This is a genomic window from Rahnella sp. CG8, from assembly GCF_023701875.1.
Taxonomy (GTDB): Bacteria; Pseudomonadota; Gammaproteobacteria; order Enterobacterales; family Enterobacteriaceae; genus Rahnella; species Rahnella aceris.
In genome coordinates this window covers 26,958-52,189 of sequence record NZ_JABAED010000029.1, presented here as the reverse complement: position 1 = coordinate 52,189, position 25,232 = coordinate 26,958, and the positions used below count along the sequence as shown (strand labels likewise).

18 protein-coding genes are annotated in these 25,232 nt (G+C 54.1%); 12 read left to right on the top strand and 6 right to left on the bottom strand.

What is annotated here, in order from left to right; translation table 11 throughout:
* Window positions 1–7,667, bottom strand: a 7,667-nt coding sequence (locus HGO41_RS21425) for a GH36-type glycosyl hydrolase domain-containing protein (protein ID WP_250981380.1), incomplete at its 3' end; no start/stop codon positions are given.
* 343 nt (window positions 7,668–8,010) lie between these two features.
* On the opposite strand from HGO41_RS21425, the gene HGO41_RS21420 reads away from it, so the two are divergent.
* Together HGO41_RS21420 and HGO41_RS21415 are read left to right on the top strand one after the other, a co-directional pair.
* A complete protein-coding gene (locus HGO41_RS21420; RefSeq protein ID WP_013575605.1) occupies window positions 8,011–8,649 on the top strand; it encodes a nitroreductase family protein in 639 nt (212 codons plus the stop codon).
* Window positions 8,650–8,952: 303 nt separating this feature from the next.
* Complete coding sequence (locus tag HGO41_RS21415) at window positions 8,953–10,503, top strand: putative bifunctional diguanylate cyclase/phosphodiesterase (RefSeq protein ID WP_121019319.1); 1,551 nt, start codon at window positions 8,953–8,955, stop codon at window positions 10,501–10,503.
* On the opposite strand, the gene HGO41_RS21410 is transcribed toward HGO41_RS21415, so the two are convergent.
* Entirely contained in the window at window positions 10,449–11,450 is a 1,002-nt protein-coding gene (locus HGO41_RS21410; protein ID WP_250981379.1) for a bifunctional helix-turn-helix transcriptional regulator/GNAT family N-acetyltransferase, read from the bottom strand. The genes HGO41_RS21415 and HGO41_RS21410 overlap by 55 nt on opposite strands.
* Window positions 11,451–11,589: 139 nt before the next feature.
* Between HGO41_RS21410 and HGO41_RS21405 the strand changes: the two genes are divergently transcribed.
* The 7 genes from HGO41_RS21405 to HGO41_RS21375 all read left to right on the top strand — a co-directional run bounded on the left by HGO41_RS21405 (window position 11,590) and on the right by HGO41_RS21375 (window position 16,805).
* A complete protein-coding gene (locus tag HGO41_RS21405; protein ID WP_250981378.1) occupies window positions 11,590–12,441 on the top strand; it encodes a MurR/RpiR family transcriptional regulator in 852 nt (283 codons plus the stop codon).
* A gap of 250 nt (window positions 12,442–12,691) precedes the next feature.
* Complete coding sequence (locus HGO41_RS21400) at window positions 12,692–13,528, top strand: transporter substrate-binding domain-containing protein (protein ID WP_013575609.1); 837 nt, start codon at window positions 12,692–12,694, stop codon at window positions 13,526–13,528.
* Between the two features lie 3 nt (window positions 13,529–13,531).
* Complete coding sequence (locus HGO41_RS21395) at window positions 13,532–14,161, top strand: DUF1989 domain-containing protein (protein WP_121019318.1); 630 nt, start codon at window positions 13,532–13,534, stop codon at window positions 14,159–14,161.
* Window positions 14,145–14,792 carry an urea carboxylase-associated family protein gene (locus tag HGO41_RS21390; protein WP_112152448.1) on the top strand — a complete coding sequence of 216 codons (648 nt, stop codon included), beginning with the start codon at window positions 14,145–14,147 and terminating at the stop codon, window positions 14,790–14,792. Before HGO41_RS21395 ends, HGO41_RS21390 begins: the two co-directional genes overlap by 17 nt.
* Window positions 14,793–14,795: 3 nt before the next feature.
* Window positions 14,796–15,449: an amino acid ABC transporter permease gene (locus HGO41_RS21385; RefSeq protein ID WP_037034083.1), complete on the top strand. Its 654-nt coding sequence runs from the start codon at window positions 14,796–14,798 to the stop codon at window positions 15,447–15,449.
* Window positions 15,449–16,114, top strand: a complete 666-nt coding sequence (locus HGO41_RS21380) for an amino acid ABC transporter permease (RefSeq protein ID WP_037034084.1) — start codon at window positions 15,449–15,451, stop codon at window positions 16,112–16,114. The genes HGO41_RS21385 and HGO41_RS21380 overlap by 1 nt, the downstream gene beginning before the upstream one ends.
* 13 nt (window positions 16,115–16,127) lie before the next feature.
* A complete protein-coding gene (locus HGO41_RS21375; protein ID WP_112198676.1) occupies window positions 16,128–16,805 on the top strand; it encodes a DUF1989 domain-containing protein in 678 nt (225 codons plus the stop codon).
* 133 nt (window positions 16,806–16,938) lie between these two features.
* Here the strand turns inward: HGO41_RS21375 and HGO41_RS21370 are convergent, their stop codons facing one another.
* Window positions 16,939–17,583, bottom strand: coding sequence for an NADPH-dependent F420 reductase (locus tag HGO41_RS21370; RefSeq protein WP_217244079.1), 645 nt, complete (start codon window positions 17,581–17,583; stop codon window positions 16,939–16,941).
* A 105-nt stretch (window positions 17,584–17,688) separates the two neighbouring features.
* Here HGO41_RS21370 and HGO41_RS21365 point away from each other — a divergent pair, with 105 nt between their 5' ends.
* Window positions 17,689–18,576: a LysR family transcriptional regulator gene (locus HGO41_RS21365; protein WP_250981377.1), complete on the top strand. Its 888-nt coding sequence runs from the start codon at window positions 17,689–17,691 to the stop codon at window positions 18,574–18,576.
* Between the two features lie 25 nt (window positions 18,577–18,601).
* Here HGO41_RS21365 and HGO41_RS21360 read toward each other — a convergent pair whose 3' ends face one another.
* Entirely contained in the window at window positions 18,602–19,018 is a 417-nt protein-coding gene (locus tag HGO41_RS21360; RefSeq protein ID WP_250981376.1) for a hypothetical protein, read from the bottom strand.
* Between the two features lie 580 nt (window positions 19,019–19,598).
* Window positions 19,599–22,376, bottom strand: a complete 2,778-nt coding sequence (locus HGO41_RS21355) for a flavocytochrome c (protein WP_250981375.1) — start codon at window positions 22,374–22,376, stop codon at window positions 19,599–19,601.
* Window positions 22,377–22,415: 39 nt separating this feature from the next.
* Between HGO41_RS21355 and HGO41_RS21350 the strand changes: the two genes are divergently transcribed.
* Both HGO41_RS21350 and HGO41_RS21345 read left to right on the top strand, forming a co-directional pair.
* A complete protein-coding gene (locus HGO41_RS21350; protein ID WP_126124183.1) occupies window positions 22,416–22,595 on the top strand; it encodes a hypothetical protein in 180 nt (59 codons plus the stop codon).
* Between the two features lie 359 nt (window positions 22,596–22,954).
* Window positions 22,955–24,466 carry an anion permease gene (locus tag HGO41_RS21345; RefSeq protein ID WP_013575620.1) on the top strand — a complete coding sequence of 504 codons (1,512 nt, stop codon included), beginning with the start codon at window positions 22,955–22,957 and terminating at the stop codon, window positions 24,464–24,466.
* Window positions 24,467–24,531: 65 nt separating this feature from the next.
* Here HGO41_RS21345 and HGO41_RS21340 read toward each other — a convergent pair whose 3' ends face one another.
* Window positions 24,532–25,197, bottom strand: coding sequence for a GntR family transcriptional regulator (locus HGO41_RS21340; RefSeq protein WP_250981374.1), 666 nt, complete (start codon window positions 25,195–25,197; stop codon window positions 24,532–24,534).
* Window positions 25,198–25,232: the final 35 nt, after the last annotated feature.

Here is a 25,232-nt window from a genome sequence, read left to right as displayed (position 1 = left end):
CCGGCCCGCGGGCTCGCGCAGCTGTCACAGACCCAGATTACCACGCGCCCGCCCAGCGCCACCAGATTCATGCCGTCATTCCAGTCTCCCGCGCCCATCAGCGGCAGTCCGTGTTCACCCATTTTCAGACCATGCTTCAGCGCACGCACACCGTGCTGCCAGAGACTTTCCTGCGTTGCGCTGACCAGCGGTTGCTCGTAGAACGACTCCTCACCCGCCTCCAGCAAACGTGCCTCGAGATAAGGCACGGATTCTTCGGCAATGCCATGATCGCCGGTGACCGTGATGTAATGGCTGATGGCCAGCGGCAGCCAGAGATAGTCGTCAGAACAGCGGGTACGCACGCCGTTGCCGGTTGGCGGATGCCACCAGTGCTGGACATCGCCTTCAATGAACTGCCTCGACGCACATAAGAGGATCTGTTCGCGCATCCGTTCCGGCGCCGCGTGGCTTAGCGCCAGCGTATCCTGCAACTGGTCACGGAAACCGAACGCCCCGCCGGACTGATAATAGCCGCTGCGCGCCAGGATCCGGCTGGCTAAGGTCTGGTAAATCAGCCAGCCGTTGGCGAGCAAATCAACCGATTTATCCGGCGTGGTGATCTGAATTTTATCCAGCACCTGATGCCAGTGATGATGAATGCGATCCAGCTCAGCCTGCGCCGCGCCTTCCTCAAGATACTGATGAATGAGCGCTTCGGCATCTGCGGCATTCTGCCCCAGACCCAGCGCGAAAATAAAGGTGCGCTGGTCGCCGTCGATAAGCGTTGTGGCCGACTGCACCGCGCCACAAGGATCCAGCGCCGCACCGGTTTTATCGGAAAGACGCTGATTTTTCATGGCTGCGGGCATGGCCGCAGAACCGGTGCGACCAAAGAACTCGCGACGGTCACCGCTGACCGAGCAATGTGCGCCGGTGACCGCAAAGAAAGCGGTGCGTTCAGAGCCGTTGCTGGTGTAATGATTGGTCGCCAGTACGCCGCAACCTTTTACTACGTGCGCTGCCGAGGTCACGATATGCATCGCGGACTTGGCACGTAAATCCGCCATCACCCATTCGGCATAACCGGTCACCGACAATCTGCGCGGCCTGCCGGAGAGGTTAGTCAGGGTCATGATAATCAGTTTGACCGGCGCATGTTCGGCAACTAATACCGTCATTTCACTGGAAATGCCCCGCTCGGTATGTTCGAAGCAACTGTAACCGAAACCATGGCGGGTGACGTAACCGCCGATGCCGCGAACCGGTAACGGTGCAGGCGACCAGACGCTGCCGCTGTCCTCATCGCGCAGATAAAAGGCTTCGCCGGAACTGTCGCTGACCGGGTCATTTTCCCACGGCGTTAAGCGGTATTCGTGGGCATTTTCATACCAGGTATACGCCTGCGCGCTTTCTGAAATCACCGTACCAAAGCTGGCATTTGCCAGCACGTTCGACCACGGGGCAGGCGTGGTCTGACCTTCGTTAAGCACAATCTGATATTCACGACCATCCGGCGAGAACCCGCCCAGCCCGTTGAAACAGGCCAGTTCACGTGGCGGCGACATCACCGGCTGACTGTCATTGACCGTACGCACCGGCACCAACGCGGGCAGGGAAACGAGCGGTGTTTGTGTCCGCTGATTCAGCTGATCGTCCAGACTGCCACGGCGGTCGTCGATCACCACATGCGCCACGCTCATCAGCAGCATGCGGTCATCCGGTGTCATCTGCTCGCCGTTACGCACGAAAATTCCGCCCGGAATATCGGTCTGGCTGGACCCCGCGCCGGATGCCACCAGGCTGAGGATCTGGTTTTGCAGCGCCTGCTGATAACCGCCGGAATCATTACACAACAGCACCAGATCGACTTTTAATCCTTTCAGACGCCAGTAATGGTGCGCACGGATCAGCAACGTCACCAGCCCGATATTTTCGTTGCTGGTCATGGTCAGCAGTACAATCGGCAGATCGCCGGAAAGCGACTGTCCCCACAGACCGGATTGCCCGCGACGGTTGGCGGCGACCGACTGTGCATCGCCGCGCATTTCCTGACTGGCAAAAATCAGCGCCCCCGCCAGACGGTTAAACAGCCCGGCATCATCTTCCGAGGCATTAAGCTGGCGCAGCACTACCTGACTGTGCGACCAGGCGATTTCAAATACCCGGTCAGCAATATGATGGTCGCGATATTTTTCCAGCAACATCAGGCTTTGCAGGCGCGTGTCGCTGATGCCGTAAACCATGTCGATAATCACCGGCACACCGGGTCTGAGCCGGATGCGCTGACGAATCGCCATCACCGGATCCAGCACCGCACCGGCACTGTTACCGAGTGTTCCGCCCTTCTGCATTGCCTGCGGACTGGCGGCGGTGTTGCCACGCCCGATAAAGGCCGCGCGATCGGTTTCAAATGACGTTTCCCGTTCCACCGCACCGTGGATAGCCATCATGTGGAACATCCACGGACAGGCCTCATCCGGTTCGCGTGGTCGCCGGTGACACAGAATCCCCTCCTGCGCAGGCACCAGTTCGGTTTGTACAAACAAATTACTGAACGCAGGATGGGCCGCGTCGTTGGCGGCGGGTGCCAGCACCACTTCGGCATACGTGGTGATATCCAGCGTACGCGAATGGCGGCCATTATGCGTGACCGTCATACGGCGGATTTCGACGTCATCTTCCGGTGATACCACGATATGCGTCTGCAGGGTCAGCAGGCCGCGGGTACGGGTAAACTCTGCGCCAAAATCGGTCAGCACCGCGTGGTAGGTTCCCTTCTGTTTACCGAGCGGTTGCCAGGTATTACTGGTCACTGCACCCGATTCAGGATCGCTGACGTAGCAGAAGATGCCGCGGTTATCGCGGGTGGCATCTTCGCGCCAGCGGGTCAGGGTCAGGTCTTTCCAGCGACTGACACTGCCGCCCGCCTGCGTGACCATCAGATGGTAATGGGTATTGGAAAGCAGCTGAATTTCCGGCGACGGGCTGTCGACGTCGGTGAATTCACGCAATTCCACGTTCACTTTTTGCAGCATATTGTCGTGCGATTCGAAGTGACGACGCGGGCTGTAAAGCTCGACGGCATCCGGCACGCGTTCCTGTAACAGTAAACGGGCGGACTGGAACGCCGCGTTGGCCGCAAAGCGTGCGGTCATCGGCGCGCCGAGCAACACGTTAGCCAGCGCCAGGAATCCCATGCCCTGGTGGTGCGCCATGTAGGAACGCACCACGATGTAAATCTGCCCGCGCACCAGACGCGACGGACTGTAATCCAGTGCATCATAGAAACCGTATTCACCGCGGGCGCCGCAATTCTCCAGTTCCAGCAGATTCACACAGGCTTCCTGCGGGCGGATCATCAGCGCCATCATCGTTGCGTAAGGCGCGACGACCATATCTTCACCCAGGCCGCGTTTAAGACCGAGGCCCGGCACACCGAAGGCGTGATACTGGTAGTTCTGGTTGAGATCAAAGGCCGCATATGCCGATTCAGAAATCCCCCAGGGCACGTTATTTTCCTTACCCCAGGCAATTTGCCGGTCAACGGCGGTCTGACACATCTGCACCAGCAGCGTATCGGGATACGCTGGCATCACCAGTTGTGGCATCAGATATTCAAACATTGAACCGCTCCACGACATCAGCGACGGCTGTTTGTCGATCACGGTGAACAGACGCCCGAGGGCGAACCAGCTTTTTTGCGGCAACTGATTGGTGGCGATGGTGACGTAATTCGTCAGACGGATTTCCGAAGGCAGCAGATCGTACTTTCCGCTGTCCATTTTATGGGCGTCACAATTGTAACCGACGGTCAGCAGGTGGGTATTTTTGTCATACAGGAAGCGGAAATCCATGTGCGCATGCTCGTTCAGGCGCTGTTCGAGTTCACCGATGATGTCCAGCCGCTGACGCGCCAGCCCGATAGAGCGGGATAACAGCGGTGACGTCCGGGCATCCTGTTGCGCCAGCCAGTGCAGCGTTGGCAGCGGTTGATTTTGAGCCTCCGCCGGCAGCGCCCCATAAAAATCTGACCACTCTTTAATGCCGGTCGCGAGCTGTGTTGCCAGCCGTTGTTGCCAGCCCTGCGCCGACGCAGCGATCAGGCCGTGCATATCCTGCAGGTAGGTAATACTTTCAGCGGCTTTGGCTGCGGTGGCCTGTTTCAGGCTTTCCCGCAATTTAGTCATCAGCAGTTCGTCGGTCTGGCTTTCCGCCATGTTCAGCGTATCGGCCAGCCCGGCCAGCCACGCGGTCATATTCAGCGCGGGCTGCGTGCGCCATAACCGTAATCCGCTGCTGAGCGTCAGCAGATGCCCGGCCAGATTGCCGCTGTCAACGCTGGAAATGTAGCGCGGATTGAGCGGTGCCAGCGTGCGCGTGTCGTACCAGTTATAAAGATGACCCCGAAAATGCTCGAGTTTATCCAGCGTATCGAGTGTCTGGCTGGTACGTTCCAGCACCTCACCCTGCGTAATGTAGCCGAAATCCCACGCGGTGATATTCGCCAGCAACGACAGACCAATGTTGGTTGGCGAGGTACGGTGCGCAATCACCGGCTGCGGAATTTCCTGGAAATTGTCGGGCGGCAGCCAGTTTTCCTCAGCGTTGACGAACGTTTCGAAAAAGTACCAGGTTTCACGTGCGGTCTGACGGAGGAAACGCTGTTGCTGCGCATCAATGCCCGGTTTCTGCCTGACGGCAGGCCGGCTCATCCAACACATCACCAGCGGCGCGACAAGCCACAGCAGACCCAGCGGCAAGGCAAACCACAGTAACGGCGGATGCGCACCGGCGGCCAGTATAATCACGGCCACACCTGCCAGCAGATTCGCCCACATCCGGCGATAGAAATAGACCTGCGAGTGCGCACGGGATTTCTCGCCGATATTCACACTCGCCCATTCATGCAACATCCTGTGGCTGACATTCAGCCGCCACAAGGTCAGCAAAATGGCGTGTATTGAATACACGGCTTCGTGCGGCAGAGTCATTAACTGGAGCAAAATCCGCGAACAACGGCTGAGGGTAGCGGATGCCACACTTTTCAGATGGGCAATGACCTTGCGGCGTGAGCCTTTGTTGAAGAGATCCAGCACCAGCGCGACCACCACCGGGAAAAGCAGCATACTGGCGATAAAGCCCAGCCAGTAAAGCTTGTTCGGCACCAGCAACAGCGTGCAAAAAATGAGGGTCAGCAGCGCGGGAGCGATAAGGCTGCGGCGCAGGTTATCGAACAATTTCCAGCGGGAAAGCGTGGTCAGCGGGTTGCGGGTCCGCGTGCCATCTTCCTGCGTGACACGAAAACCCAGCCAGTTCAGCAATTGCCAGTCGCCACGGATCCAGCGGGTTTTACGCGCCACATCCGCCAGATAATGATCCGGATACTGCTCGTATAACACCACATCGCTGAGCATGCCCGAACGCGCATAACACCCTTCCAGCAGGTCGTGACTGAGCACTAAATTTTCCGGGCAGGTATTTTCTGTTGCCCGGATGAACATATCAACGTCGTAAATCCCTTTGCCGACAAATGAGCCTTCGCCGAATAAGTCCTGATAGATATCGGAGGACATCGACGAATACGGATCATTGCCCGGCACGCTGCTGCATAATGCGGCGTAACGCCCCTGCCCGTTTTCGGGGATTTCTTCGGCCAGCCGGGGCTGAAGAATGGCGTAACCCGAAATCACCCGCTGGCGTTCAGTGTCATAAACCGGATGATTGAGCGGATGGGCCATGGCGGCGACCAGCTGATGCGCAGTCGCACGCGGCAGCACAGTGTCGCTGTCGAGGGTGATCACGTATTTCACCTGGCGCAGTTGCGCCTGTGTGCGGCCTTCCACCCGGGAGAACGGCTCACCTTCGCCGCGCAACCAGCGGTTCAGCGCATTCAGCTTGCCGCGTTTGCGCTCATATCCCATCCACACGCTCTGCGCCGCATTCATTTCACTGTCGCGATGCAACAACGTAAATAACGGCCCTTGTGCGTCGGTATAGCGTCGGTTGAGGGTCTGGATCTGCTGCGTGGCGTAGCTCAGCAACGCATCGTTGTCCTCGTTGTGCTGTTCAGGGTTGTCGTGAAAATCGGTGAGCAGCGCAAAATTCAGGTGTGACAGAACATTGCCGAGATAACAGACTTCGAGGCTGCTGATCAGTGCATCAATATTTTTCCGGCTACCCAGCAGACAGGGGATCACTACCAGGGTACTGGCGTGTTCCGGGATGCCGCCGACGAATTCCAGTCGGGGCAGCGGTTGCGGTGTGCGGCTACGGGTGGTGATTTCACTGAGCAGATTCAGCGCAAACTGGCTGGCGACCAGCACTACCGGCCCCAGTAACAGCCACCATGCCCAGTGCATGCCGGGATGCACGGTGTGATATAGCACCTCGGCGGTGATGGCGGTGGTCAGCAGCAGCAGGCTGCCGAGCCACGAAAGCAGCGGTGTCTGGCTGAGGCGGCTGCGGATGCGGGTTTGCAGTGAAAACCTCACCTGCAAATCTTTCTCCAGCGTCTTGCGCCCGGCATCAATCAGATAGTAACCGACATGTTGTTGCTGAAAGGAATCCGTTGCCTGTTGCGCCAGCGCCACCGCACGGCTGGCGACAAACGCCTCATCGTGCAGGGAATGGCGCGACAACTGTTCAATCTGATGGCGGTAGTTATCGCGGGTATCAAAGTGCATGGAGGCATAAATACCGGCCGGATCCTCACGCAGGACTTTCTCCACCACGCTGAGGTTTTCGGCGAATTCTGCCCAGTCCATTTCGGTCAACTGCCGCAAACCCATAATGCTGTTGCTGACAGAAAGCTGGCTGGCAGCAAGCTGCTGATTAAATTTATCGATCACTTCACGCTGGGTCAGCCCGACTTCACTCAGCCGCTGCTCTACCCAGGTCAGCGGCAGCGCCAGCATCGAACCGTGCCCCTGCAACCGGCGCACCAGTTCGGCCACGAAAGCGCTGCTACGCGGCGGATTGGTGCGCGCCATATCAGCAATCACGATGATCTGACTGGCGGGATCGTTTTCCGCGCTGTCCTGCAATTTATTGACCCAGAAATCGGCCAGATTACGTTCCTGCTGCGCATTCGCCACTTCAATACTGACCCGGCGTAAATTCTCGATCAGCGCCAGGCGCAGCATACCCGGAAACGCCCATAACTCCCCGAGCGTCAGCGGGCGCACACTCTGATAAGTCGAGAGAAAACGGGTCAGGGTTTTGATGTCCCACAGGCCGTCGCTGTGGCTGACAACCTCGGTCGCAATGTCATAAATGCGCGGGCAGGAATGCGGTAAACCCAGTGAAGGCAACCCCTTGCCAAAGTTTTTCGGTAACAGCTGGCGCACCAGACGGATTTGTTCTTCGATCAGATAGAAGTTATCGAGTAACCATTCACCGGCCGGGGTAATGCCCGCTTTTTCTCCACTGCTGAGGATCAGGCAACTGCGCGTTAAAACCTTTTCGTTATCGTCGAGGCGCTTTAGCAGGTAGTAAGGAAGTTTTTTGCCGGAGAGTTTGTGGGAGAGTGCGAGTTTGCCGCCGAACCGTTCCATCTGATCTGCGGAGAAAAGCTCGGCGCTGATCGGTACGGGGTGCGCCAGTGCGCTGGCGCGATGACGCCGGGTATGGCTAATAACAGGGGGTGCTCTTTTAATTTTGAACCAGTTAATCACAGCATTTTTCATGTCAGCATACCTTAGGCGGACCCGATAAGGCAGTTGCCTGAGCTGCGATGAGAGTTCACTTGATAAGAAAATGGGTAAGGGACAGGGAGGCCGAAAAGATGAGTCACCCTCAGCGGGCAATTAGATTCATAGTAGCCTGTTTACAGGGATAGCGTTGAGTTTATTTTTTCGCCAGCGGCTGACAACTGTGTGCTAACCCTGCAAATTTTCACTGACGGCGGTCTTTATCAAGGCTCAAAAGTATAAACTCCCGGATTCGGTTCATGCGATTATCGGGCGGCTATTTGGGAATAATTGTCACAGGCAATCCCCCGCTTCCAAATTTATCCTTCAGGAAAAAAAGATGACGACCTTAAACGAAAAACTGGCATGGCGATACGCAACCAAGAAGTTTGATGCGGCCAAAACGGTTCCGGCTGAAAAGATTGAAAATATTATTGAGGCCGTGCGTCTGGCACCGACCTCAAGCGGTCTGCAACCCTTCGAACTGCTGGTAGTCACTAATCCGGATATCCGCGCAAAAATCCGCACCGTTGCCTGGGATCAGGCGCAGGTCACCGACTGTTCTCACCTGCTGGTGTTCGCGGCATGGGATGACATCACGCCAGAACGCGTGAACATGATGTTCGACCTGACCAACGAGGTTCGCGGTTTTAAAAACGAAGGCTGGGAAAACTACCGCCAGAAACTGCTGAGCATTGTCGCTGAACGCGGTACCGAAGCGAATTATCAGGCCGCTGCACGTCAGGCCTATATCGGTCTGGGCGCCGCGCTGATCGCCGCCGCGTTTGAAGAAGTGGATGCGACGCCAATGGAAGGGTTTGATCCTGCTGCCGTGGATGAAATCCTGGGCCTGAAAGACAAAAACCTGCGCAGCGTGGTGATCCTGCCGCTGGGCTACCGCGCCCACGAAGGCGACTGGCTGGTGAACCTGAAGAAAGTTCGCCGCAGCCGTGAAAACTTCGTCACCGAAATCAAGTAATATCAGGCCACCGGCCCTGTCCGGCCGGTGGCCTTCATACCCTAAACACAGACGTACCTTACTGATGACATCCTGATTTTATTATCATAAATCCCCCTGACTTCACGCTTATAAGGTCATTTACGGACGATAAAAGCTTTCCGCTGTGCCGTTGCCCAGAGTGATCACCCCCGCAAAAATCATAATAAGTAGCCCCTTTATTTAAAAAAAACCTTATCCGGGCTAAATAGCCTCATCAGAATGCCGATAACACATGCAGATAAATGATTTTACTGACTCTGTTAACTTATTTTGAGGTTGCATATGTTAAAGAAGCTTCGCAATAAGGCAAAAGTCGAGCTTTATGTATGGATAGGGATACTCATAGCAACCTATTTATTTTCCCTGTATTTTAATATGAATGAAGTTTTCTATTCTTTTTTTAAAGCATATGAAGTCTATAATTTAGACGAAGTTTTCATTACCCTGAATATAACGGGTTTTCTTGGGCTTATTTTTTCTCTTATGAGAATAAAAGCAATGGAAAAGGAAATAGCAAGGCGAATGGAAGCTGAAAAGAATTTTCATTGGGTTGAATGTCATGATCCGGTAACAGGGCTGCCGAATACAATCATACTCAACTCTACCATCGCACAATATAACCACGAAAACAAAAGTAGTTTTGGTGTGTTCACCATTGAAATAAACAGACTGAAGGATATTAATGATATTTTCGGCCATGACTATCATGATGAGATATTTAAGATCGTAGCAGAAAGACTGCTGAATATTTTCCCTGGCTGCGTTTATAAATTAGCCGCCGATGATTTTCTTGTCCTGAGACCCAATATTGACAAAACCGACCTGACCTCGCTGTCCGGGCGCGTTATGCGTAGCCTGTGTTCACCGGTTAATCTGGATGGATTCACCTTCAATATTTCAGCCAATATTGGTATTTCACGATCCCCGGAAGGTTCGTGCGATCTTAAGAAAGTGATTCAACAGTCCGATTGTGCAATGCATGTTGCTAAAAAAGCTGGCAGAGAGCAGATCAGGGCATTCTCTGCGAGCATGGAAGAATCTTTATTATCCATGGCACAACTGGAACGTGATTTTAAATCAGCCTTGAAAAACAAAGTTTTTGTGAGTCATTATCAGCCTTTGGTGGATCTAAAATCAGAAAAAATCATAGGCTTTGAAGCCCTTGCCCGATGGGAAATCTCGGCGGGAAAGTTCATCCCGCCGTCGAAGTTCATTGCGCTTGCTGAAGACACAGGAGCAATAACAGAACTGACAGAATATCTCTTACGGGAGGCATGTCTTGAAGCGCTAAAATGGCCATCCGACAAACGGTTGTCCTTTAATCTTTCACCTTTACTTTTATGTGACAAAAATCTTAAATCAAGAATTATAGGTATTCTTGATGATGTGGGTTTCCCGCCAGAACAACTGGAAATTGAAGTCACGGAAAGCGCGCTGTTTAGCGACAGACATCTGGCCCGATATACACTTAAAAGACTCCGTGACGCAGGCGTTAAAATTGCTCTCGATGATTTTGGCACCGGATACTCAAGCCTTTCTCAGCTCTGTGACTTTCCCTTTGATACATTAAAAATTGATAAGAGTTTTATTGATACATTCCAGACTAATGAGAAACAGAATAAGATTGTTTGCTCTATTCTCTCCCTTGCCAACGCCCTCAACGTAAAAGTGGTTGCTGAAGGCATTGAATATAAAAGTCAGCTGATTATTTTACAGGAACTCGGCTGTGATATTGGTCAGGGCTATTTCCTCGGAAAACCGGTTCCTGCAGCAAATATTCATAAATCAATAAAATCGCCTTTAACTGAAGCTGAAAAGGTTACAGCGGAATGAAGCGGTGACCGGCGGGTGAACTGTTGTTCGGTCATCGTCATGCCCCACTGGTCGCCCTGCCATTCTTTCAGCAGTTCGAAACCAAAGGATTCATACAGACGTCGCGCAGCATGAAGGCCGCTGAAGGTCCAGAGCTGAACAGCGTCGAATCCGCGCCCGTCGCAAAAAGCTATCGCTTCACTGAGCAGTTTTCTGCCCATGCCCGTTCCCCGGCAGCGGTCATCAAGAATAAACCAGCGCAGATGGGCTTCGTTATTTCCCAGATCCTGACCATCGATAGCCACTGAACCGACCACCCGCCCGTTGCTGACCGCCAGCCAGACCTGGTTGCAGCGTTCATGCAAACGCCCGCAGAACTCGGCCAGTCCGCTGGCAACCTTTCCCTCGAAGAAATGCCCGAAGTTGTAATTACTGGCGTAATACGTGCCATGCATTTCCGCAATCCGGCCAATCATGCCCGGCTGATATCCCGTGACGATTTCAATGTTGTGTTGGGGCGCGACCGGGTCCCCGTCGCGACAACGTTCAAGGGCGCGGGCATACGCCGTCAGGCCTTTTGCGACGGCCTGTTGCTGCGTAGCATCCAGATTTTCCAGCGCCTTGATCACGCGCATCGCACCGTACTCATTGATCCGCCCGACCGTCTGCTTGCCCTTTTCCGTCAGTATCAGTTGTTTCACTCTGGCATCATTTTCCGACGGCACTTCCTGCAGTTCACCCGCTGCCAGCAAACGGGCAAGCATGCGGCTGACGCTGGATTTTTCCAGCCCGAGGATCTGCACCAGTTGCGCGGCGGTCATTGCGCCCTGATTTTCAATTTCCACCAGGCTGTGTACGGCAGAAGGTGAATATTCTGTGGCCGCCAGCGTGGCGTTCATAAAACCCAGCTCGCGTACCATAAGGCGCGAGGAGGAACGGATTTCTTCGATTAAGGCGTGATCTGGCATGCGTTTACCCGGGATTTTGACTGATAGTTGTATAATACAACCATCATCCCCGGTGCACTGTCAATACCGCGATAAAGATTGTGCATGACAATCCGGCACGTTCTGTGCAGGATGAGTTTTTTCTTTCCGGGGATCATTCATGAGCGCAAAAACGGCATCGCTGGAAAGCCGTATCCGGCAGCAATGGGATCAGCTTTCGTTGCACGAACAACGTTTAGCCGACGTCCTGTTAGCCGCGCCGGGCCAGCTGGCGATGAATACCGCGACTGAACTGGCGCAGAGCGCGGGCGTATCCAAAGCGACTGCCACGCGATTCTTTCGCCATATCGGTTATGAAAGTTACGATGCTGCCCGCCGTCAGGCGCGTGAAATGCAAAACAGTGGCTCGCCTCTGTATCTTCAGGCCGCACCCAGCGCTTCGCCCCTGGGCACGCTGATACAAAATCATCTGGAAAAAGAGGTCTCCAACCTGGTGAACACGTTCCGTTTACTGGAAGATGACCAGCTTGAAGCCTGCGTGGAGGCCATTGCCAACGCTAAGCGTGTGGTGGTGATGGGCTGGCGTCACAGTCAGACCATCGCCATGCTGATTTACCGCGACCTGATCCACGTTCACCCCGACGTACGCCTGCTGCCGCGCGCCGGTGATTCGCTGGCAGAACATCTGGCAGCGCTTGGCCCGCAGGATGTGGTGATCTGCGTCGGGCTGCGCCGCCGTATGCCTGCACTGGAAACCGCCATGAGTGCCCTGGCTGACATGCAGGTGCCGATGCTGTATATCTCCGATGTGCTGGCGGGTAAACCGGCGAAATATGCCAACTGGGTCTTGCGCTGTCATACCGACGTTAATCTGATTTTCGACAGCACCGTGGCGCTTTCCGGCGTCTGTAACCTGCTCTGTTCACTGGTCGCCCGTCGCATGGGTAAAACCGGCAGCTACCATCTCGCCACCATCGAAACCCTGCACCAGAGCCTCGAAGAACTGGAGTAATGCGCCGCACTGGCGCAACGGCTGAACACTTATCCCCAAATCAGTGCAGCGGCGGATCTTTCCGCCGCTTTTTCACGCCTCCTGATGAAACCTGAGAAATATAAATATTAAAATAAGAAACATTTGTTTCTCATTGATTATGGAAGAAAAAAATGTTTCCCGTCATATTCAGGCTGCGACTGATTAAAAAAGTGGCATGGAAACTGCTCTGTGGTCAGTGACATTTCACCAACACCAGGGAATCACCATAATGAAAAAAATAGCATTGCTGATCGCCGCTTTAATCACTGCTGGCGCGGCTGGCACCGCACAAGCTGACACCCTGTCAGACATCAAAAGCAGCGGTAAAATCACCGTCGGCATCGACCCGACCTTCCCGCCTTATGAATTCACCAACGATAAAGGCGAGATCACCGGCTACAGCGTGGCGATCATGCAATCTTTCGCCAAAGACCTCGGCGTGAAACTGGAGTTTCAGAAAACCGCGTTCAGCGGCATTCTGCCCGGCCTGATCTCCGGCTCATTCAATGCCGAAGGTTCTTCTCTTAACGTCACCGCCGAACGCGCCAAAAAAGTGCTGTTCACGGTGCCTTACAGCAAAACCGTCAATGGTGTGCTGGTGCGCGAGGCCGATGTGAAAAAATTCAGCGGCAAAACGTTGTCGCCGGAACAGTTGTCTGGTCTGAGCGGAGCCGTGAAAAGCGCCAGCGTGCCGGAACAGTTGCTCAAGGGCTTTAACGAAACGCTGACCAAAGAAGGCAAGAAGCCGATCACCATCATCAGCGTGGATACGCTGGATCAGACCGTCAGCACGCTGATGACTAAACGCGCCGATTTCGTGTTTGACGACATTTCGGTGCTCGCACCGATCGTTAAAAAATACCCGAACAAAGTGGCTCAGGTTGGCGAAGCTGGCCCGTCACAGTGGATGGCGTGGGCAACACGTAAAGACGACACCCGCCTGAACAAAGCCATCAGCGATCATATTTTGGCGATGCAGAAAGACGGCGAACTCACCACGCTGCAAAAACAGTATCTCGGCACCACCTTTACCGTGCCCGCCAGCGATTTCATTCCTCAGGAGTAAGTTATGTGCCAATCCCTGCTGACGGTGCCCGCCGGTCACGGCAAAACCTTTACCGTGAACAAAGGGCAATTTATTACCGTCATTGATGCCGAAGGTCAGCAGGCCGCCGATTTTGTGGCCGTGAATGCCGCTGATCTGAATGAAAAACTGTCGCCGGTGCATACGCGTCAGCATCTGCGCTCGCTGTTCTTCAAACCCGGAGATGCGCTGTGGTCGAGTGAAAACCGCCCGATGTTGCGCATCATCGCCGACACCATTGGTATTCATGACGCCAATGTTCCGGCCTGCGACCGCACGCGTTTCAGTATCGATTTCGGTGTTGAAGGCCATCGCAACTGCGTCGATAACCTGCTTGAGGGCATGAAGGCACACGGCGTGACCTATTTCAGCCTGCCGGAACCGTTCAACCTGTTCCAGAACGGGCCGGTCACCGCCGATGGCCGCATGGAAGTCACTGACCCGAACAGTAAAGCCGGTGACTGTATTGTCTTTGAAGCGCTGTGTGACCTGATTTGCGCAGTGTCGTCCTGCCCGCAGGACATCATTCCCGGCAACGGTTTGCAGGTCACGCCGGTTGATATTCAGGTCAGCAATCATTACCACGGGGAGATTCAGCATGCTGTTAATGCGTGAGGCCTGGGCCGAAAGTGAAGTCCGTCCGCTGGCCGGGCCGGTGGATATCAAAGCCGGTGAGACGGGCTCCATTCGCGTGCTGCGCGGGCAACTGTTGCGCATCACGGCAGCGGGCGAAGGTGCGGTGGCCGCACTGTTTGGCTTCAGCCTGAGCGACCCTGCTGTCTGGCTGTCGGTTCATCACACCCGCGTATTCAGCAACAGCTATCTGCTGGGTTCTGGGATGCGTCTGGTGAATAACCGCCGTCGTCCGGTAATGGTGCTGGGCAAGGACAGCGTAAAACGCCACGACCTGCTGCTGCCGGGTTCGACCACCGCATGGCTGGCTGAGCGTGGTTATCAGGGGGATGGCTGCATTGAGTCGGTAAAAAGTGAACTGGCACGGCTGGGCATGAATGTGCCGAAACTGCCGGATCCCATCAATCTGTTCATGCACGTCCGGCTGACGCGAGAAGGTGATATTTTGCCGGAAACCAACCGCACGCAGCCGGGCGACAGCATTACCTGTCGCGTGGTGGCCGATACCGTCTTTGTGGTTTCTGCCTGCTGCACCGGTATTGAAGGCAACGATAAACCCGCGCCGCTGAAGCTTTCGGTCGCGGAAAATCTGTCAGCATTTGACGAGGAATAACGCATGTTGGGGCTGGATGACCAGGTGATTGCAGCACTTCCCGAATTAGGCCATGGCCTGCTGATGACGCTGACACTTACCGTACTGGCGGCGCTGCTGAGCCTGGTGTGCGGGCAAATCATCTGCTTTATCCAGCTACGCAATGCCTGGCTGTGGCGCGTCACCGGGCGGTTGTATGTCAGCCTGATGCGTGGCACACCGGCTATCGTGCAGCTCTTTGTGGTGTTTTTCACCCTGCCGCGTCTCGGCCTCGGCGGTCAGCCAATGCTGGCGGCGGTGCTGGCGATTGGCCTGAACAGCGGGGCGTACGTCGCGGAAATCTTGCGGGTTAATCAGAGTCTGGTGACCCGCGGACAACGTGAAGCGGCGCGCACGCTGGGGCTGAACCGCTGGCTGACGTGGTGGTATGTGATCAACCCGCAGGTGATCCGCGCCAGCCTGCCGATGCTGGTGAACGAGTTTACGATTTTGCTGAAAACTACGCCGCTGGCGTCCGTGGTGGCGCTGACCGAACTGACCTATGCCGGACAAATCGTTATCGCCCGCACTTACGACGCCACTCAGGTGCTGTTGCTGGTGTCAGCCGGGTATCTGCTGATCGCCCTGCCGCTGATCAGCGCGGTACGGCATCTGGAAGCCAAGCGGAGGATGGCGTAATGGACTGGCAGGCAATTCTTACCGCATTACCGTCGCTCGGCGCAGGCATGATTGCCACGTTAAAACTTTGTGCCATTGCGGCGATCTGCTCGCTGTTATGGGGCACGCTGATGGCCGTCGCGCTGATGCGTGCCCCGCCATTCTGGCAACGGTTGCTGCATCTTTACACCAGCCTGACGCTGGCGCTTCCACTGCTGATCGTTATTTATCTGCTCTATTTCGTCCTGCCGGAATACGACATCACCTTTACCTCGCCGCAGGTCGGCGTGCTGGCACTGACGTTATATTACGCGCCGTATATCGCGCAGGTCGTACGCTCGGCGATTGAGATGTTACCGCGCGGCCAGTGGGAAGCCTGTCGTGTTTTAGGGCTGAGCCGCACGGAACAACTTCGCGACGTGGTGTTGCCACAAACGCTGCCGCAGATGTTATCGCCACTGGTCGGGCTGATGATCGGCCTGATTAAAGACTCCGCCCTGCTGTCGATTGTATCGGTGCAAGAGTTTATGTACGCCGCCAAACAGGCGATTTCTGAGACTTACGCGCCGCTGGAGATTTATCTCACGGTCGCGCTGTGTTACTGGGTGCTAAACAGTCTGATTGACTGGCTGGCGCGCCATATTGAATTTCGCATGACGCGATACCGTCGCAGCATGCAACATTAATCAGGAGAAAAAAATGTCGGCTGAATTTGAGCATCGTGACATCCAGTTGATTGCCGCCCGCCACGGTAAAGCCGTGCGTCTGGCGAAAGGTGAAGCCGTGCAGGTGGTGAATTTGTACGGCACCCAGGTGGTGGATTGCTGGGCGTATAACGCCGAAGACGTCAGTGAATATATGTGTATGGAAGCCACCCGTGTCTGGAACCAGCGGCTGAATCCACAGATCGGTGACAGCTTTATCACCAGCCAGCGCCACCCGATTCTGACGCTGGTCGCCGACACCTCACCCGGCGTGCACGACACCTTTATGGCCGCGTGCGATGCGCGTCGTTACGAGTTACTCGGCTGCACCGAACCGCACCGCAACTGCCACGACAACCTGTTTGAAGGCATGGCGGAACTGGGCGTAACACTGCCGCACGGCAATCTGGCCTCGTTCAACATCTTCATGAACATTCAGGTTCAGCCGGATGGCCGTACCCTGAAAACCTTGCCGGTGGTGACGCGCCCTGGCGACTACATTATCCTGCGCGCCGAAATGGACTGCTACGTCGCCTTCTCCGCCTGCCCGCAGGACATCGTCAGCATTCAGGGCCAGGGCGACAACACTCCGCGCGATGCCGAATTGCGCATTCTGACCGCAGGCTTCCCGCAGGTGAAATTGCAGGGCGCGTGGGTGCCAGAGGGGGTTTAAAGGCAGAAGAAAAGCCAAGCTCGCTGATGGCTTGATCAACGCTTCCCCCGGTGAAGGGGGAAGTTGGGTGGGGGTTTTAAACGTTATCTAAGCCTAAGCACATTTAAAATTTCAGAGGGATAAAACCACCCATTTATCTTCTCGCAGGTTCCGGCCTTACTGCGCCTTCCAGCACTTCCCGTAATTCACTTTCGGTCATCCGCACACAATAAGACGGCATGCCGCGCTGGAAGCGCCAGCCTTCGGAAAGAGCGCCTGCATCGACGGCGTCAAAACCAAAGGCGTCATACAGCGCGATCACCGCCTTTTTCGTTTCCGCATCATCACCGGCTACGGGCAGAGCGCGACGTTGCGGGTCGCCAGCGGGTAAACCGTCGTTTTCGAGATCGGTCATCTGAATCGCATTGAATGCTTTGGTGATTTCTGAATGCGGCAGGAAGCCCGCGAGATATTCGCTGGTAGTCGTTGTCTGATCGTCCAGTTCTGCCACCTGACCGTCACGTTCAGGGTAATAATTTACGGCATCAATGACCGGTTTTCCGGCAATCTCCGCCACGGGCAGTTGTCCGATAGCCGTCAGCGGCACGGCAATCACCACGATATCGCCAAAAGCAGCCGCTTGCGTCGCGGTACCGATTTCGCAACCGATCATCGGCTTCAGGCTGAACAACGACTGAGGACCGCGAGAATTACTCAGCATCACCTGATGTCCGGCTTTGATCGCCAGTTTTGCCACCGCCCTGCCTACGAACCCTGCACCCAAAATGCCTATTTTCATGATTCTTACCTTTCATTTTGTTGTCGATAGGGTAAGAATAATTCCACACTGAACATTGATAAATCGCCACCACAGACATAAACAAACAACAAATAAGAGGGAATCATGGATCGCTTAACCAGCATGAATGTGTTCGTCAGAACCGCTGATCTGGGTTCTTTCGCGGCAGCAGCAGAAGCATTGCGTATTTCCCCGCAGATGGTGGCCAAACATATCGCCCGGCTGGAATCGCGGCTGGGGACGGCACTGATCAACCGCACGACGCGGCGTCAGCACCTGACAGACATCGGGCGCAGTTATTATGAGCGCTGTAAAATCGTGCTTTCAGAGGCCGAGGCAGCGGATGCTATCGCCCTCGAAATGAAAGTCACACCTTCCGGCACGTTACGGGTGAATGCGCCGGTCACCTTCGGCACATCGTCACTGGCGCCATTCATTACACAGTATCTGGCGCAGTATCCGGAGACACAGATTGAACTGACGCTCAGCGATCGCATGGTCGATCCGGTCGAGGAAGGCTATGAGGTGATCCTGCGCATTGGCGAACTGAGTGACAGCCAGATGATTGCTTATCCGCTGCGGCCATACCGGCTGATTGCCTGCGCCTCACCGGGCTATCTTGCACAAAATGGCGCACCGGAAACCCCGACGGAACTGGCGACACATTCCTGTCTGGTTTACGGAATCTGGTCGCCACAGGCCCCCTGCCGCTGGCAATTTTACCAGGAAGGCAGAATGCAGGAAATCCATCCGCAGGGCCGTCTGCGCTCGAATGACTGGCGCGCACTGCTGCATGCTGCCGTCAGCGGATATGGCGTGACGCTGGGGCCGGAAGATGTGCTACGCGAGGAGATCAACGCCGGACGACTGGTGCAGGTATTGCCTGATTACGACGGACCTTCAAGACCCATGCATATCCTCACACCCGCCGGTCTGCGACAGACCGTGAAGATCCGCAGTTTTATTCAGGCGGTGCGGGAGGCTTTCGGCTGAAACGACAAAATTGCTGATCTCGTTGTCAGCAATTTTTCATGCAAGTATTTATCAACAGACTCACTTTATCCTCATAAGGAATAATAAAGTATCGCTCACCAATGTTATAACGTGCTTCAACATCAATACCACTTTCAACTAAATAGGTTTTCAGTACTTTCACTGCCTGTGGAACATCTTTTACCTGAGTCCAGGTGACCTTTTCCTCTAAGAAGGTATTTTCATCACCACCTTGCACATAATAAATAGCATCACTGGAAATTTCAGGCGCATTTTTAATAACATCAGGTGTAAAATAATAATAGTCAACCCAATTTGATTTGCGATATTCCTTTCCATCAGGAATATAACCCAACAAATACAAGCTTAATACTATATGGCACATGAATATCATAACTAATATTGCTATAAAACATCCGGACCACTTAACTATTTTTTGCATATAACCCTCTGTATGCACTTTAATTGATTCACCAGATCGGCATGGGGCTATCACCGCCAATGTAAAAATAGTCTGGGGACCTCGGATGATGAGGAAAAATAGGGTAATGTGAAGGCATTTTGAGTTCTGTATTTTTTTGGAACCCCTTTCTGAGGGACAAGTACACGTTTCCATTGAGTTTATTTTTATCATCAAACATATTTTTCACGGGTCTGTTTAGATAACGATTAGATAAATACAAGCTCGATAAATCATTTAAAGGCTTGATATAATCTAACCATGAAAATTGGTAATGTCGCTGCGTTTACTCATATACCTCCATGCTATCACAGTATATTATGACAGACTGATTGAGGGACTCCAGGTATAATAATCCTGCCAGAAAGAGTCCCTGATTAATATTTCATAATTGCAGAAGTTATAGCGCAAAACCTTGAGGTAAACAAATACAAGATTTCTATTAAATATTTTTATCAATTTATGCAGATTATGATGTTAAACTTTTCAGCTTATCGTAACCCATAAAAAAACCCACGCTCACACGTGGGTTTTTCATTTTAAAGCATTAACCTTCTGTCGCTTACCGCTTCGCCAGCGCCGCCGCATTCTTACCGGCGAGAATGCCGAAGATAATGATATCGGCGACAGCGTTACCGCCGATGCGGTTTGCGCCATGGATGCCGCCGACCACTTCGCCTGCGGCCCAGGCACCGGTGATCACCTGTTTTTGCGCATCAAGCACGGCGGTATCCGGGCTGATGGTCACACCGCCCATGGTGTGATGCACGCCCGGCGCGATGCGGATAGCAAAGAACGGCCCCTGATTGAGCGGATGGCGCAGCGCAGTGGTACGGCCAAAGTCTTCGTCCTTTTTCTCCACCACAAACAGATTGTAGCGCAGCAGGGTTTCCGACAACGTGTGAGGATCCATATTGAGTTTTACTGCCAGTTTCTCCGGCGTTGGCGCGCTTATCACAAAGCCTTTGGCGATATACTCGTCAGCCGCTCTGTTATTCGACCGCACCTGTTCATCGAAGATCACCCACGCACTTTTCTCCGGTAAGGCGATGATTTCAGCCGAGACTTTATCGCGGGTTTCCATCTCGTTATAGAAACGCTTTCCGGTCTGGCTGATCAGGATCGCACCGCCGCCGCGAATGGCTTCGGAAATCAGATAAGACGTGGTCTGTTCCACCGTCGGGTGGATCTGGATTTCACCCATATCCACCGTGTCCGCGCCCAGTTTCTGTAGCAAGGCAATCCCGCTGCCGGTCGCACCCGCATGGTTGGTGGTCACAAAACCATCCAGTTCCGGGCGATATTTCACCACCATCTCGCGGTTAGCACTGAAACCGCCGGTGGCGACAATCACGCTTTTCGCATTCAGAATGCGGCTGTCATTATATTCATCCACCACTTTCACGCCGGTCACCACGCCGTTTTCGGACAGGATTTCGGCGACGGAGGTTTCAAGCAGCACTTCGATATCGCGCTTGTTGATATTTTTCACCAGGCCGCTGATCAGGAAACCACCAACGGCGGAACGATCCGCCGGACGGTGTGTACGGTCGATACTCATCCCGCCGGTGATGGTGATGTCATTCAGTTCAATCTCTTTCGCCGCCAGCCATTCGACGGCTTCCGGTGCCAGTTCCACAAACTCTCTCAGCAGCACCGGGTTGTTTTTGAACTTGCCGCCTTTCAGCGTTTCTTCATAGAACAGGTCTTTGCTGTCTTCGATGCCTTTCAGTTTCTGGAAACGGGTTTCTGCGGCGTTCATCCCGACGGAGGCTTTGATGGTATTGCCGCCGATAGTGGGCATCTTCTCGATAATCACCACATGCGCGCCTTCGTCGTGCGCCTGAATCGCTGCAGCCAGTCCTGCGCCGCCGCTGCCGATCACCACAACGTCGTAGTTTTGCGGTGCCTGCGGGTTGCCGCCTTCTTCGATGACGTGTTCTTTGCTGGAAGTTGCCAGCGCGCGGGAAACGGCTTTTTTCAGCGCCTCACTCTGGGTGGTCGCACCGGTAATGGCATCGACGTGCGGGCTGTTGGCGACCAGCATGCGCGTACGCAGGCTTTCGAAGGTGGTCGTGAAATCGACGTCCAGCGAGTCGTCTTTCACCAGCGCGATATCGGTAATACGGTCAGTGTCGAGCGTGACGCTGATTTTCAGTTTCAGCGCTTCGGCTTCGACTTTCTCCTGATACACCCCGGCTTTGTATTTACGGCCGGTGACGCTGGTGTCGCGGATCATGGCGTCAACCAGAGAGAAGCGCCACAGCGGTTCAGGGATGTTCAGTTCTTCGCGTTTATGGCTGTCGATAAACAGCTCAAGATGATCGTTATTGACGATGCGGTCAGCCCAGTCCGGATAAGCAATACAGGCTTTACCCACCGCGATCAGATCAAAACCGTATTCCAGCCCTTTTTCGGCATCAGCTTTATTGATCACGCCGCCGACGCCAATCACCGGCACTTTAGCCAGTGTTTCAGAGCGCATGGCACGGAATTTAGTGATCAGCGGCGTCGGGTCCTGCGTATCGACGATAGAGGGACGCAACAGTTGTCCGACCGAGAAATGCACATAGTCCAGCCCGCGCGCAGCGAGTTTTTCCAGCAGATACATCGTGTCGTCAAAACGGATGCCCGGCACTTCCAGCTCTTCCGGCGAAAAACGGTAGCCGATAATGAAGGAGGCGTCGGCAAAGCGCTCTGCCATTTTGTGGGTGATGTCGAGCACTTCCAGCGGGAAACGGGCGCGTTTGTCGCGGTCTCCGCCCCATTTGTCGGTGCGCTGGTTGGAATTCGGCGAGTAAAATTGCTGGATCAGATAGGTGTTTGCGCCGTGGATTTCCACACCATCGAAACCGGCTTTAATGGCGCGGTTAACGGCATCACCAAATTTGGTGATCATGGTTTCCACTTCTTCGCCGGTCAGTTCTTTTGGCCGGGTCGCGCCTTCACGGGGTGCAGCGATGGCGCTTGGGGCGACAGGCGTACGGCCGCCGATCAGCTCCGGTTCCACCATTCTGCCACCGTGGTAAATCTGTAAAATCGCTTTCGAGCCTTTGGATTTAATGGCATCGGCAATTTTCTTCAGACCGGCAATTTTATTGTCGCTGTCGATAGCGATAGCACCCGGAAACGCCGGGCCCATGCGGTCAATGAAGCAACATTCGACGATGATTGTGCCGATGCTGCCAGCACGGTCACGGTAATATTCCACCAGTTCACTGGTGACGGTACCGTCATAAAAGCCGGTGCAGGTAGTCATCGGGGCCATCAGCAGACGGTTTTTCAGTACCGCACCGTTTGGCAGCGTGAGCGGATTCAGTACCGGTGTCAGCTTATTCATTATGATCAACTCCGAAATCTGTAAGTCTTGAATTTTTCCATGACCGCATTACTTACCGTAAAAAAACTACGTTTAATTAAGCAATCCGAAGCAGGCGAATATAGAAATCTGTTAGCTAATTTATTTGCATCAGGCGATGAAATTGGCGTTATAAACGTGCTGAAAACAGGAGTTGTTTATTTATCCGACACAGAAACCCATGCCACCTTCAATTGTTAATGATGAGTTGACAAAAATCAACATTAGAATAACATAAAAAATCTCACCTTCAAAATCATAGAGTTGACTGCAACAACTGGCGTTTACGCAAATTTACTCTACATTCACTTAAACGGATTATTTCGATAAATAAATAACCACACTTATTGTAATGATACCGTATTGATATAAGTGAATGTATTGCGTCATTCAGGCTAAGAATAAAAGTAACATCTTAATTTCGTCACAGTGGACCCGCTGTCATTGCGTACCGCTTAACGCATTTAAGTTCGAAAGAAATTAATGGTTTTCCGAATCAGAACACCATCTTTGATAACCGTGGCGTAACGCTCACACTCAATTACGGGCAGACAAAATTTATGAAACCCACATCGACATTGAATGTTCCCGGCAAGGCCGATCCGGCCTCCGGGGGACTAAAAAAACGTCTGATTATGTTGTTCCTGCCGGTGCTGGTGGCGGTGCTTTTACTGCTGACGCCGGTCCCCGCCGGGCTTGAACCCTATGCGTGGCATTTCTTCGCCATCTTTGTCGGCGTGATTGTCGGCCTGATTTTCGAGCCCTTGCCCGGCGCCGTGATCGGCCTGACCGGCGTGGTGGTGATCGCCCTCTTCAGTCAGTGGCTGTTATTCAGCCCGGCCGAAATCGCCAACCCGAAATTTAAAATGCCCACCGAGGCGTTCAAATGGGCGGTGAGCGGCTTCGGCAACTCGACGGTCTGGCTTATTTTTGGCGCGTTTATGTTTGCCGCAGGATATGACAAAACGCAGTTTGGTCGCCGTCTGGCCCTGATCCTGGTGAAATATCTCGGCCGTCGCAGCCTGACATTAGGTTACGCCATTACCTTTGCGGATCTGTTGCTGGCACCTTTCACGCCGTCCAATACCGCACGCAGCGGCGGAACCATTTACCCGATCATCGCCAACCTGCCGCCGTTATACGGCTCCAAACCCAATGATCCGAGTGCGCGCAAAATCGGTTCTTATCTGATGTGGGTGGCGATTACCGCCGCGTGTATCACCAGTTCGATGTTCCTGTCGGCGCTGGCCCCGAACCTGCTGGCACTGGCGCTGGTGAAAAGTATCACCGGCTTTACGATTTCCTGGGGTATGTGGTTCCTGGCGTTCCTGCCGCTGGGGGTGCTGCTGATCCTGACCATGCCTTTGCTGGCCTACTGGTTCTATCCGCCGGAAGTGAAGATTAATGACGAGGTGCCGCGCTGGGCGAAAAGCGAACTCGACAAACTGGGTAAGCTGTCGCGTAACGAAATCCTGCTGCTGATCTTTGTGTGTTCTGCGCTGCTGATGTGGATTTTTGCCGCTGCGTGGATTGAACCCGCGCTGGCTGCGTTGCTGGTCGTGGTGCTGATGCTGTGGACCGGCGTGCTGAACTGGAACGATATCACCAGTAATAAACCGGCCTGGAACACCTTCGCGTGGTTTGCGACGCTGGTCGCGCTGGCGGATGGTCTGGCCCGCGTTGGTTTTATTGCCTGGCTGGGTAAAGAAGGCGGTCAGTTACTCGACGGATTCGACCCGCAGGTCGCCGCTGTTATGCTGCTGATTGCGTTCTTCCTGCTGCACTACCTGTTCGCCAGTACCACGGCGCATACCACCGCGCTGTTACCGGCGATGCTGACCATTGCGGCGGCTATTCCGGGCATCAATATGCCGGTTTACTGCCTGATGATGGTGACCTCGCTGGGCGTGATGGGGATCATCACCCCGTACGGCACCGGCCCGAGCCCGATTTATTACGGCAGCGGCTATCTGCCAACCAAAGACTACTGGCGCCTCGGTACCATCTTCGGCGCGATTTTCCTCGGCGGCATGATGCTGATTGCCTATCCGTGGATGGTGCTGATGTTCTGATGAACGACCCTGCCAGACTGCGTGTTGCAGTCTGGCAATGCCTCCTGACTCCCGGCAACCGCCCGTCACTCCTGTAGAAAATAATGCTTACCGAGAATGGCTGCGCCGTCATCAATCGATTTGTGGATAAGCTTCACGCAGCGTTTAACATCGCCCGCTTCCAGCGCCACCAGCAGTTGATCGTAATTATGCTGGCCCTGCGCCATATGCGGTGACTGCGGATAAAGATAGTTAAAACACGGACCAATCTGCACCCACAACTGCTCAATCAGCGCGGTCAGCGTGGGCATCGCGGCCATTTCATACAGAGTGAAACGAAACTCCCGGTTAGCCTCTAAAGCGTCCTCAACGTTATTTTCCACTTTCGCCGCCATAAATCGGGTATTCAGCGTTTTCAGCAAAGCGAGGTGTTGCGCAGTGATCTGCCCGCAGGCTTGCGATACCGCCAGCCCTTCAAGATTTTTGCGGATAAGGGTGATTTCCTGATACCGCGCCAGCGCAATTTTAGGCACCAGAAAAGCCTGTGCAGGCGTCGCATCAAGCGCGCCCGCCGACACCAGACGCAGCAATGCTTCGCGCACCGGCGTCACGCTGGTGCCCAGTTTTACAGCAATTTCTTTGGTCACCAGCCGCGCGCCCGGTTTGAGTACGCCGACAATTAATGCCCCTTTCAGTTTGGCCTCCACCTGCATAGTGAGGCTGACACGCTGCGCTTTTTCCATCTCAAACATCTGACGTTTTCCTTTAGCAAAATAATGGCTTTTCT